Source organism: Streptomyces sp. NPDC096323 (assembly GCF_040302845.1).
Lineage (GTDB): Bacteria > Actinomycetota > Actinomycetes > Streptomycetales > Streptomycetaceae > Streptomyces.
On the sequence record NZ_JBEOSI010000003.1, the window covers coordinates 10935 to 23015 of the forward strand.

9 protein-coding genes are annotated in these 12081 nt (G+C 71.0%); 1 reads left to right on the forward strand and 8 read right to left on the reverse strand.

The window, feature by feature from the left end; translation table 11 throughout:
* Positions 1–6: 6 nt before the first annotated feature.
* The 5 genes from ABTX18_RS07880 to ABTX18_RS07900 form a co-directional block, all read right to left on the reverse strand.
* Positions 7–2406 carry an ABC transporter permease gene (locus tag ABTX18_RS07880; RefSeq protein WP_352121885.1) on the reverse strand — a complete coding sequence of 800 codons (2400 nt, stop codon included), beginning with the start codon at positions 2404–2406 and terminating at the stop codon, positions 7–9.
* Positions 2403–3089, reverse strand: a complete 687-nt coding sequence (locus ABTX18_RS07885) for an ABC transporter ATP-binding protein (RefSeq protein ID WP_352121886.1) — start codon at positions 3087–3089, stop codon at positions 2403–2405. Before ABTX18_RS07885 ends, ABTX18_RS07880 begins: the two co-directional genes overlap by 4 nt.
* Complete coding sequence (locus ABTX18_RS07890) at positions 3086–3610, reverse strand: PadR family transcriptional regulator (RefSeq protein ID WP_352121887.1); 525 nt, start codon at positions 3608–3610, stop codon at positions 3086–3088. The genes ABTX18_RS07885 and ABTX18_RS07890 overlap by 4 nt, the downstream gene beginning before the upstream one ends.
* An 81-nt stretch (positions 3611–3691) precedes the next feature.
* Entirely contained in the window at positions 3692–3880 is a 189-nt protein-coding gene (locus tag ABTX18_RS07895) for a type II toxin-antitoxin system antitoxin (protein WP_503061120.1), read from the reverse strand.
* 56 nt (positions 3881–3936) lie between these two features.
* Positions 3937–4908 carry an SPFH domain-containing protein gene (locus ABTX18_RS07900; protein ID WP_352121889.1) on the reverse strand — a complete coding sequence of 324 codons (972 nt, stop codon included), beginning with the start codon at positions 4906–4908 and terminating at the stop codon, positions 3937–3939.
* Between the two features lie 223 nt (positions 4909–5131).
* Between ABTX18_RS07900 and ABTX18_RS07905 the strand changes: the two genes are divergently transcribed.
* Entirely contained in the window at positions 5132–7432 is a 2301-nt protein-coding gene (locus ABTX18_RS07905; protein ID WP_352121890.1) for a transglycosylase domain-containing protein, read from the forward strand.
* Between the two features lie 103 nt (positions 7433–7535).
* On the opposite strand, the gene ABTX18_RS07910 is transcribed toward ABTX18_RS07905, so the two are convergent.
* From ABTX18_RS07910 to ABTX18_RS07920, 3 genes are all read right to left on the reverse strand, one after another.
* Positions 7536–9452, reverse strand: a complete 1917-nt coding sequence (locus tag ABTX18_RS07910; RefSeq protein ID WP_352121891.1) for a SpoIIE family protein phosphatase — start codon at positions 9450–9452, stop codon at positions 7536–7538.
* A 398-nt stretch (positions 9453–9850) separates the two neighbouring features.
* Positions 9851–10570 carry a cytidylyl-2-hydroxypropylphosphonate hydrolase gene (gene fomD, locus ABTX18_RS07915; RefSeq protein WP_352121892.1) on the reverse strand — a complete coding sequence of 240 codons (720 nt, stop codon included), beginning with the start codon at positions 10568–10570 and terminating at the stop codon, positions 9851–9853.
* Positions 10571–10614: 44 nt separating this feature from the next.
* Entirely contained in the window at positions 10615–12015 is a 1401-nt protein-coding gene (locus ABTX18_RS07920; RefSeq protein WP_352121893.1) for a class II fumarate hydratase, read from the reverse strand.
* Between the last annotated feature and the right edge of the window lie 66 nt (positions 12016–12081).

Here is a 12081-nt window from a genome sequence, read left to right on the forward strand (position 1 = left end):
GGGGTGCTATTCGGCGCGGAGTCCGTCGGGGCGCATCAGGCGCCAGAGCACGGGCAGCGAGAGCAGGGTGACCAGCAGGATGAGGCCTGCACCGGCGCCTGCCAGGGGCAGGAACAGGAACCAGCCGGACACCTCCTTGCCGACCATCCAGCACAGGGTGGCTCCGAGGGCGAGACCGCCGGCCACCGCCACCGCGAGTCCGATGACCACGGGGATCGCGGTCTGCCAGAGCACCGACCAGCCGAGGGTGACCCGGCGGGTGCCGAAGGCGACGAGGACCGACAGCAGCCGCTTGCGTTCGCGCAGCTGCTCCAGCTGGGAGACCAGCATGGAGGCGGCGATGAGCAGCAGGATGGCGGTCGCGCCGACCTGGAGGCCGGTCTGGATGCTGGCGTACTGCCGGTCGCGTTCGACCGAGTTGAGTTCGGCCACGCGCATGCCCGGGTCGAGCCGTGCCGCTGTGTTGCGTACGTGTTCGGCGGCGTCCGGGACGTGTTCGTCGTAGCGGATCTGTGCGATGGTCTGGGCTGATGGCAGGGTGCGCGCGTCGATCGCTCCGGGCGTGACCATGATCCCCCAGCGGTCCTCGCCGAGCGGGTCGGTCCGGCTCCCGACGGTCCGGGCGCCGGCCGGCAGCGTCCAGCGCAGCGGGGGCTTGCGCCGGTTGTAGGTGTCGAACTCGATCACCTTGCCCTTGCGGGCGGTCTGGTCGACCCAGCCGGCCTGCCCCTTGTCCTTGGGGTGGACGACGAAGGTGTCGCCGTCGCGGCAGGAGGTGATCCGGGCGAGTTCGCGCAGGGTCGCGCAGTCGCCGATGGTGAACGAAGTGGTGGGCTGGATCTCGTCGCCCGTGTACGTCCCCGGCTTGGTGGCGTACGCCTCGACGGTGCCGATGACCTGGGTGACGCCCTTGGTGGCGCGGAACTCCTCGATCGTGCGCAGGGCGGCGTCGCCGGTGACGATCTCGGATGCGGCGTAGATCTGGGCCCGGGAGGGGTCCTGGCCGGTGATCCTGTTGAAGTCGTCGTTCATCGCGGCGAACAGCATCTGCAGGGCCACCGCTCCGGCCACGGCGACGGTGACGCCGCTGACCGCGCGGGATGCGGCCCCGCTGCTCAGCTGGAGCCGGCGGGTGGCCAGCTGCCAGGGGACCGGGCCGCCGCGCAGCCGCTTGACGCAGGCCTCGACGAGCCAGGGCAGGAGCAGGGCCAGTCCGCCGAGGACCAGCACCGCGCCTCCGGCGACGGGGTACGGGTTGACGACGCTGTACTCGTCGATCCTGCCGGTGAGTCCGAAGACCGCGAGCCCGGCGACGGGCAGCAGGAGCCGCCACCAGAGGCGCCGCTTGCGGGCGCGGCTGTCGCGTACGACTCCGAGCGGTTCGATGACCACGGACCGCATGGCCACCAGGGTGACGAGGACCGAGGTGAGCGGGACGGCGAAGGCGATCAGTACGGACAGCAGGGTGTCGGGGGCCAGGTCGGAGGGGAAGGCGCTGACGTCCCACACCTCGATGTGCCCGACGAACTGACGCCCCAGCAGGAACAGGGCCAGTCCGATGGCGAGGCCGAGTAGCGAGCCGAAGAGTGCCTCACCGGCCGCGATCCGGCGGGTCATCCGGATGTCGGCGCCGACCAGGCGCAGTGCGGCGAGCCGGCGGTCGCGCCGGTCGCCGCCGAAGCGTACGGCGGTGGCGATGAAGATGGCCACGGGCGCCAGCAGTACGACGCAGACCATGATGGTCAGCACGATGAGGATCGGCGGCAGGGGATCGCTCGGCCCGGGCTCGCCGTATCCGGCGATGCGGTGACCACCCGACGCGCTGGTCAGGGTGTCGCTGCCGGCGTAGAACCAGAGCTCGCCGGGCGAGCGCAGCCCCTCGTCCGCGATCGTGCCGGTCACCTTGTACGGCAGCCGCTCCTTGAGCAGCTTGTTGTCGGGGGAGTCGAGGAGTGTGCGGAGTGCGGGGGAGACCACCATCTCGCCGGGGGCGGGGAGGGCGTCGAGGCCCGGGGGGACGGCCGGGTGGGCGCCGTCGGCGCGCATCAGGAAGCCGGTGATGGAGCGTTCGTGGTATTCGGTGCTCGCCTCTATCCGCAGGACCGTGCTGTCCGACTTCTTCGCGGAGGCGTCGGGGGATTCCGAGATCTTGGTCTCGGAGCGGGCCTGGTCGCGGGCGGACCGCTCGTCGAGCATGTGCGGGACGGAGGCCGCGGTGAGCAGGAGGGCCACGCCGAGGCCCACGCCGACGGCGGTGAGCAGGGTACGGATCCAGCCCTCGCGGCCGCCGGCGGCGGCGAACCGGATGCCGAGCGAGAGGTCGCGGAGCCAGGAGGCGGCGCGGGACGGTGGTTCGGGAGGGAGTACGGGGCCGGCCGGGGGCCTTTTGGCGTCGAGCAGGGTCATCCGGCGTGCTCCAGGTCGCGGGCCCGGCCGTCGCGGACGGTGATGTCGCGGTCGGAGTAGGCGGCGACGCGGGCCTCGTGGGTCACGAGCACCACGGCGACGTTGGCGGAGCGGGCCGCTTCGGTGAGCAGCCGCATGACGCGCTCGCCGTTGAGGGAGTCCAGGGCGCCGGTCGGCTCGTCGGCGAAGATCACCTTCGGGGACGCGGCGAGGGCGCGGGCCACGGCGACGCGCTGGCCCTGGCCTCCGGACACCTCGCCGGGGCGCTTGGCGCCGATGTCCTCGACCTCCAGGCGTTCCATCCACTCCAGGGCGGCGCGCTCGGCTGCCTTGCGGCGGGTGCCGTTGAGCCGCATGGGGAGGGCGACGTTCTCCACGCAGGTCAGTTCGGGGACGAGCTGGCCGAACTGGAACACGAAGCCGAAGTCGCTGCGGCGCAGGGCGCTGCGTTCGGCGTCGGACATCGCGGAGAGCTCGCGGCCGGCGTAGGTGATGGTGCCGGAGTCCGGGGTGATGATCCCGGCCAGGCAGTGCAGCAGGGTGGATTTGCCGGAGCCGGAGGGGCCCATCACGGCGACGACCTCGCCGGGGTGGACGGAGAACGAGGCGCCGTCGAGCGCGGGGGTCGATCCGTATGTCTTGTGCAGGTCCTGGGCGCTGAGCAGGGAGCCGGCGGGGATCACGGGGCCACCACCTCGGCGAGCCGGCCGAGTCGCGCGGCGGTGAGTTCCAGCCAACGCAGATCGGCTTCGAGGTGGAAGAGCGCGTGGTCGCAGATCAGCTGGTCGGCGAGATCCCCCTGGCGCTTGCGGTCGGTGAGGACGCGCATCATGCGCAGGTGCTCGGAGCGCTGGGCGTCGAGGACGTCGGCGGCGTTGCGGCCGGTGAGTATGGCCAGGACGACCTTGGTGTACAGGGTCGACTGGAGGTACGGTTCCGGCTTCTCGGGCTGCGCGAGCCAGGTGGCGACGTCGGTGATGCCCGCGTCGGTGATGGCGTAGCGCTTGCGCTCGGGGCCGCCGTCGGTCTCCACGCCGTCGACCTCGACGAGGCCGTTCTTGAGGAGGCGGGACATCGTCGAGTAGACCTGTCCGTAGTGCAGCGGGCGGTCGTGCCCGAACTTCTCGTCGAAGGTCCGCTTGAGGTCGTAGCCGTGGCGGGGACCGGACTCCAGGAGCCCGAGCAGGGTGTGGCCGATAGACATGGCGGTGACTCTACACGGTGTGTATACCTACTGTGTATACCCGTCGGCGGGGGCGGCCCGCAGGGGCTGCGGGCCGCCGGATCACTCCGGGTCCGGCGCCTTCGGCGGGCGCCCGCGGCGGGGGATCGGTGCCGCGCCGCCGGGCAGCCGGCCCGCCTCGGAGAGCGCTCTTCGCAGCAGGAACTCGATCTGCGCGTTCGCGCTGCGCAACTCGTCCGACGCCCAGCGCGCCAGCGCGTCGTACACGGCGGGGTCCAGCCGCAGCAGCATCTGCTTGCGCTGCTGCGGCCCGGACTGCGGCGCGCGGCGCCGCGGGGTTTCGTCCGTCACTGGTAGAGCGTGCCCGTGTTGAGGACCGGCTGTGCGGCCCGGTCGCCGCACAGCACCACCATCAGGTTGCTGACCATGGCGGCCTTGCGCTCCGAGTCGAGCTCGACGATGTCCTGTTCGGCGATCCGGGTCAGGGCCATCTCGACCATGCCGACCGCGCCCTCGACGATCTGCTGCCGGGCCGCGACCACGGCTCCCGCCTGCTGGCGCTGGAGCATCGCGGAGGCGATCTCGGGGGCGTACGCGAGGTGGCTGAAGCGGGACTCGATGATCCGCACACCCGCTGCCCGGACCCGTGCCGTCAGCTCCACGGCGAGCTTCTCGGTGATCTCCTCGGCGTTGCCCCGGAGCGAGAGTCCGCCCTCCTCGTGGGCGTCGTACGGGTACTCGATCGCGATGTGCCGGACCGCCGACTCGGTCTGGGTGGCGACGAACTCCAGGAAGTCGTCGACCTCGAAGAGGGCCTGTGCGGTGTCCTCCACCTTCCAGACGACGATCGCGGCGAGCTCGATCGGGTTGCCGTAGGCGTCGTTGACCTTGAGGACAGCGGTCTCGTGGTTGCGGACCCGGGTGGAGATCTTGCGGCTGGAGGTCAGCGGGTTGATCCAGCGCAGGCCGTCGTCGCGGATCGTGCCCACGTACCGGCCGAAGAGCTGGATCACCCTCGCCTCGCCCGGTGCGACCATCTTCACACCGCCCATGCAGAAGAACGAGGCGAGGGTGAGCAGCACGCCCAGGACGCAGACCGGGATGCCGAGGCCGTTGTTCCCGTTCGACCCGATGACGCCGCCGAGGATGGCGGCGCCGATGCCGATGATCACCCCGATCACGGTCAGCAGGAGGCCGAGGCCGCCGGGGATGCTGTGCGCCTTCGTCTCGCGGACCTGCGGTTCCGGCATCTCGGGCGCGTCCGGTGCGAGGTCGGCCTGTGATCCGGCGGACGCGGGCGGGTTGAGTGGGTCGGTCATGGAATCCCCCTGTTTTCACCGGCTAGCTGTTAGCTAGCAATGTGATTACACATTAACGGATCTCGCAACCCTGCGCACCTCTCGGGAGTCGGTTCCTTTGGGAACGGGTGCTGATTGTCACGTCCGGAAAATGCGGGATCGCTCGCTTTTTGCCCTTGCCAACGGTGTTAGCTGGCAGGTCCGAGCTGATCCGGTCGAGCAGAGAAACGGGAGCAACACAGCAATGGGTCGAGCGGATGCGCGACGAGCTCAGCAGCGCGGGTCGCGGCGGGCCGGGAAGAGCGGCGGCATACGCAGACTCTTCACCTGGCGGAAACTACTGGGCGCGACCTTCACCGTCTGCCTGCTGGGCATGGGCGGCTTCGCCGTGCTCTACATGCTCGTGGACGTGCCCGAGGGCAACGCCCAGGCCAAGCTGCAGAGCAACATCTACAAGTACTCCGACGGGACCCTGCTGGCGAGGACCGGTGAGGTCAACCGGGAGATCGTGGACCTCGCGCAGGTGCCGAAGGAGGTCCAGATGACCTTCGTCGCCGCCGAGAACAAGTCCTTCTACCAGGACAAGGGCGTCGACTTCAAGGGCACCGCGCGCGGCCTGCTGAACACCGTTTCCGGCAAGGGCAAGCAGGGTGGCTCGACCATCACCCAGCAGTACGTCAAGAACTACTACCTCGACCAGGACCAGACGGTCACCCGCAAGCTCAAAGAGCTGGTCATCTCGCTGAAGGTGGACCAGAAGCGGAGCAAGGAGACCATCCTCGCCGGGTACATCAACACCAGCTACTACGGCCGGGGCGCCTACGGCATCCAGGCCGCGGCACAGGCGTACTACGGCAAGGACGCCGAGGAGCTGAACGTCGCCCAGGGCGCCTACCTCGCCGCCCTGCTCCAGGCGCCCAGCCAGTACGACTGGGCCGTCGCCGGCCCGAAGGGGAAGGCGCTCGTCCAGGAGCGCTGGAACTACGTGCTGAACAACATGGTCGAGGAGAACTGGCTGGACGCCGGCAAGCGCCAGGGCCTGAAGTTCCCGATACCCCAGGACCCCAAGCCGCTGAACGGGGCCGCGGGACAGAAGGGGTACATAGTCGAAGCGGCCCGCAAGGCGGTGCTGAAGGAGACGGGCCTCAGCGCCGACCAGTTCGACCTCGGCGGCTGGACGATCACCGTCAACATCGACAAGAAGAAGCAGCAGCAGCTGGAGAAGTCGGTCGAGACGAAGCTGATCGACGACCTGGACACCAAGAAGCGCAAGCTCGACCAGGACATCCAGGCCGGCGCCGTCTCGGTGGACCCGAAGACCGGCGCGGTGCTCGCGCTGTACGGAGGACGCGGCCAGAACGAGCACTGGACGTCGAACGCCACCCGCGCCGACTACCAGCCCGCCTCCACCTTCAAGCCGGTCATCCTCGCAGCCGCCCTCGACCAGGAGTCGGTGACGCAGGACGGCCAGGAGATCACCGCGAACACCCGCTACGACGGCACCAGCAAGCGCCCCGTCGAGGGCAGCGACGTCGCCTTCGCGCCGGAGAACGAGGACGACCAGGACTACGGCTCGGTCACCGTACAGACGGCGATGAACAAGTCCATCAACTCCGTCTTCGCGCAGATGGGCGTGGACGTCGGCATGGACAAGGTGATGCAGACCGCCGGCAAGCTCGGCATGAACGTGGAGGGCCTGGAGGCCGTGCCCGCGCAGACGCTCGGCTCCATGGGCGCGAGCCCGATGGCGATGGCCGGCATCTACGCCACGCTCGACAACCACGGCAAGAAGGTCACCCCGCAGATCATCAAGTCGGCCGTGCACCAGGGCGAGGACCCGGTGAGGATGCCCGACGCGATCGGCGACCAGGTGATCAGCCGCCAGGCCGCGGACTCCGTGACCTCCGTGCTGACGGGTGTGGTCGACGACGGTACGGCCCACGGCTCGGTGCGTAACGCCGAGGGCCTGGCCGACCAGGAGATCGCGGGCAAGACCGGTACGTCGGACGACAACAAGTCGGCCTGGTTCACCGGCTACACCCCCGATCTCGTCACCTCGGTGGGCCTGTTCGGCGAAGCCGCCTACCCCCGTACCGACGACGACGGCAAGAAGGTCCAGAAGGGCGCGCAGGTGACCCTGAAGGGCGCCGGTGGCGGCGGCCGGGTCAACGGCGGCGGTTTCCCCGCCGAGATATGGGCGGACTTCACCGCGAAGGCCATGGGCGAACCGAGCGAGTTCGTGCTCGACACCGACATGGGCGCCGCGGTCGCCCCGCCGCCGGACACCAGCTCGCCGAGCGCCACCACGTCGCCCTCCGAAGAGGCCTCGCCCTCCCACGAGCCGACCACCCCGGCGCCCACGACCGAGCCGCCCACGACGTCCAAGCCGCCGGAGAGCTCGCCGCCCGCCAGTCCCACCACGGACCCGACGACCAAGCCGCCCACCGGCCCGTCGACCGAGCCGGGCCCGTCGGACACTGCCGACCTCCCGCTCGATCCCGGCGGCGACAACCGGCCGGACAACGAGAACGCGCTCACGCGCTGACGCGTCACCGTCACGAAGCGGGAACGGGCGGTGTGTGAGGGGAAAGTCCCTCGCACACCGCCCGTTCCCGTCCTCCGGAGACCGGTACCGGTCACCGCCTCCGTCACTGCCCCCGGGGCGGCATCTCGAACCAGACCACCTTGCCGGTCGACAGACGTGTCGCGCCCCACCGCCGGGCCAGCCGGTTCACCAGGAACAGCCCGCGGCCGCCCTCGTCCATGTCCCGCGCCCGGCGCTGCCGGGGCAGCTGCGGGGAGTCGTCGCCGACCTCGCAGCGCAGGATGTCCGTCCGCAGCAGCCGCAGCGTCACCGGCCGCTCCGCATACCGCACCGCATTGGTCACCACCTCGCTGACCAGGAGCTCCACCGAGTCCGCGATGTCGTCGAGCCCCCACCGGCTGAGCGCCCGGCGGGCCAGCCTGCGGGCCCGGCCCGGGGCGGAGTCCTCCGGTTCCAGGAACCAGTACGCCACATCGCTCGGCGCGATCCCGTCGAAGCGGGCGGCGAGCAGCGCGATGTCGTCGTCCCGGTCCCCCGGGCCCAGCATGTCCAGCACGTCGTCGCAGAGGGCCTCCAGCGGCGGCGAATGGTCCGGGCCGGTCAGCCGGGCCGTGGCGGCGAGCCGCTCACGCAGCTGCTCGATGCCCGTCCAGACGTCCCGCAGCCGCGACTCGACCAGTCCGTCGGTGTAGAGGAGCAGGGTGGCGCCCGCGGGCGCGTCCAGCTCGACGGCCTCGAAGTCCACTCCGCCGACGCCGATCGGGGCGCCCGGCGGCACCTTCAGCACCTCGGCCCGGCCGCCGAGGTGGAGCAGGACGGGCGGCGGGTGGCCGGCGTTGGCGATGGTGATGCGGTGCGCGACGGGGTCGTACACCGCGTAGAGGCAGGTCGCCATGCGGTCGCTGCCGAGCCGCTGGGCCTGTTCGTCGAGGTGGTGCAGGACCTCCTGCGGGGGCAGGTCGAGCCCGGCCAGGGTCTGGGCGGTGGTGCGCAGCTGGCCCATGATCGCCGCGGAGGTCATGGAGTGGCCCATGACGTCGCCGACGACCAGGGCGACCCGGCTGCCGGGCAGCGGGATCGCGTCGTACCAGTCGCCGCCGACCCGGGCCGTCTCGGCGGCGGGGAGGTAGCGGGAGGCGAGCCGGACCCCGGTGGGCTGGGGGAGCGAGTCGGGAAGCATGGTGCGCTGGAGCTCGTCGGCGATGTACGCCTCGCGGCCGTAGAGCACGGCCTTGTCGATGCCGAGCGCGGTGTGCGTCGCCAGCTGGGCCGCGACCAGCAGGTCGTTCGCCTCGAAGGGCGGGCGCTCGGTGCCGCGCAGGAAGACCGCCGCGCCGATCACCCGGCGCCGGCCGCGCAGCGGGGCCAGGATCGCCCGGTGGCCGGACGGCACGACGCGGTCGGCGCCGAGCAGCTCGGGCAGCGCGACCCGGGCCGCGGCGGAGTCGCCGAACACCGGCCGCACCCCGCGCAGCACCTCGGCCAGCGCGCCGCCCGCCAGGACCTCGCAGAGTTCGGCGGCGGGCGTCAGGTCGGCCTGCGGGTCGACGGCGGGCAGCCGCAGCCGCTCGCTCTCCGAGAGGTTGTCGGTGTCCTCGTCGCTCAGCCGCAGCCGGTCCGAGCGGCGCAGCCGCAGTACGAACGGGTTGACGGGCCGCTCGTCACCGACCGGCAGCGGATCACGGAGGTAGACGAGTATGGCGTCGGAGAACGTCGGCACACTGGCCCGGCACAGCCCCAGCACGATCTCGTCCAGGTCTATCCCGCGGGCGATCCGCCGGGTCGCGGCCCCCACGAAGCGCAGCCGGTCGCCCTCGCGACGGGCCACGGCCTGCGGGTCGGGGCCGGCCGGCGGGCCCGTACCGGCCGTGGCCGGGGCGGGGCCCTTGGCCGGGGCCGGGATCGCCGCGGTGGCAGGGGCCGCCGCCGACGCGGCGTCGCGCTGCCGCGGCCGGGTGCGTTCCTGCGACCGGGCGGCGAGAGGCTGCCGGCCTTCGTGTGAGGTGGGGTGCTCCGTCACGCGTGGGGTTCCGTCCGTCCGGGCCGGTTGTATGAGGCAATCACCTCGTGGGGCGCTACTGTGCCCCGGCAAGAGCGGCAATCACAACGGCTGACCTCTTGTGCCCCGGAAGACGGGGCCGAAACCGGACGTCCGTACCGGGCTTCGATGACAACGTTTCCGGCGTCGGGGCGACGGACAGCGAGCACGTCTCCACCCCCTCGTCGTGGCTCATGCGATTCAGGCAACTCGTGCGACTCATACGACTGATGCGGTTCATGAAGTGGGCAGCGTGTGCGATGACTCGATGACGTGCGGTCAGGCCATGTGCCGGGCCGTTCGGTTGGGGCGTCGGCCGATGCGGAACCGATCTCCTCGGGACGATCCTATGTTTGCCCCCCTGGGGTGCATCAAGGGTCTCACGACGTCATGGGGGAGGGGGTACGGTCCCAGTCATCCGGCAACCGGTCCCAGTCGGCGGGCAGCGCGGGCACCCGCCAGTGCGGATCGGGCCGCCAGTCCTCCCAGCCGTCCCGGAACGGCGCGCCCCATTCGCGGATCACCCGGACGGCCGCCCGGCCCGCCGCGAGGACCTGCCGGGCGGTGGCCGGGGACATCAGGCCGACGCGCTGGGCCTGGGCGAATTCGTCCTCGTCGCGCCAGAGCCAGCTGTGGTCCGGGTAGACCGAGATGTCGAGGAAGTGGTCCTCGGAGTCGATGCCGCCGGCCCAGCGGGTGCGGGGCTCCTCCAGGTTCACGTACCAGCTGCGGAACTGCCAGCCGTGCTCCCAGAACAGCCAGACGGACCACGGTTCGCCGGGCCGGGCCAGCTTCAGCACCCCGTTGCCCAGCCAGGGCGAGCGGGCGGTGGTGCGCGGGGCCGTGTACCGGGTGGCGAGCGGCTCGGCGTGGACCTCGGTGCCGTCCGCCAGCACCGGCTTCACGCACTCGGTGCCGGGGGCGACCCAGACGGCGAGCAGCTCGTCGGTGTCCTGGACGACGGTGACGGGACGGCAGATGTGCACCGGGTTCGGGGCCCGGCCGGGCCCGGCGCCGGGCCGGCGCGGTCCGTTGCCGCGGTAGCGCCACAGGATCTGATCACCCGGCGCCCAGCGCTCGGTCTCTCCGGTACCTGTCATGGAGGGATCTTAGTGACGAACCCGTCCCGGCACAGCGACGCACGTCACGGGCGGGTCATACGCAGCACGTCCAGCGCCTCGTCGAGCTGCTCCACGGTGAGGTCGCCGCGCTCGACGTAGCCGGACTCCAGCACCACCTCACGGATCGTCCGACGCTCGGCCAGGGACTTCTTGGCGACCTTCGCGGCCTCCTCGTAGCCGATGTACTTGTTCAGCGGGGTGACGACGGACGGTGAGGACTCCGCGTACTCCCTGGCCCGCTCGACGTTCGCGGTGATCCCGTCGACCGTGCGGTCGGCGAGCAGCCGGGAGACGTTTGCGAGCAGCCGGACCGACTCCAGCAGGTTCTTCGCGATGACGGGGAGCATCACGTTCAGCTCGAAGTTGCCCGCGGCGCCCGCGACGGCCACCGTCGTGTCGTTTCCCGTCACCTGCGCGGCGACCATCAGGACGGCCTCGGGAATGACCGGGTTCACCTTGCCCGGCATGATCGAGGAGCCCGGCTGGAGGTCGGGGAGGCTGATCTCGGCCAGTCCGGTGCGCGGGCCGGAGGCCATCCAGCGCAGATCGTTGGAGATCTTGGTGAGGGAGACCGCGATCGTGCGGAGCTGGCCGGAGGTCTCGACGAGGCCGTCCCGCGCGCCCTGCGCCTCGAAGTGGTCGCGGGCCTCGGTGAGCGGCAGCCCCGTGACGCGGGCGACCTCGGCGATGACGGCGGCGGAGAAGCCGGGCGGGGTGTTGATGCCGGTGCCGACGGCCGTGCCGCCCAGCGGCAGTTCGGCGAGGCGGGGGAGCGAGGCGCGCAGCCGCTCGACGCCGTACCGGATCTGTGCCGCGTACCCGCCGAACTCCTGGCCCAGCGTGACGGGGGTGGCGTCCATCAGATGCGTACGTCCCGACTTCACCACGTCCGCGAACTCGGCGGACTTGCGCTCCAGCGCCGCCGCCAGGTGGTCCAGGGCCGGGATCAGCTCGCCCGTGACCGAGCCGGTCGCGGCGATGTGGATGGAGGAGGGGAAGACGTCGTTGGAGGACTGCGAGGCGTTGACGTGGTCGTTGGGGTGGACCGGGCGGCCGAGCCGCTCGGTGGCGAGCGTGGCCAGGACCTCGTTGGTGTTCATGTTCGACGAGGTGCCGGACCCCGTCTGGAAGACGTCGACCGGGAAGTGCGCGTCCCAGCGCCCTTCGGCGACCTCCGCCGCGGCCTCCTGAATCGCCTCGGCGATCTCGGGGTCGACCACCTTCAGCTGGGCGTTCACCTTGGCGGCCGCGGCCTTGATGCGGGCCAGGGCGGCGATGTGGGCCCGCTCCAGACGCTGTCCGGAGACCGGGAAGTTCTCCACGGCCCGCTGGGTCTGGGCCCGCCACTTCGCGTCGGCGGGCACCCGGATCTCCCCCATCGAGTCGTGCTCGATGCGGTAGTCCGCGCCTGTTTCGTCACCCATGGTCGTTCAACCTCCTGAAAAAGATGAGCACTTGTCTTGTTTCATGTATTCCCAAGTTGCCTACCG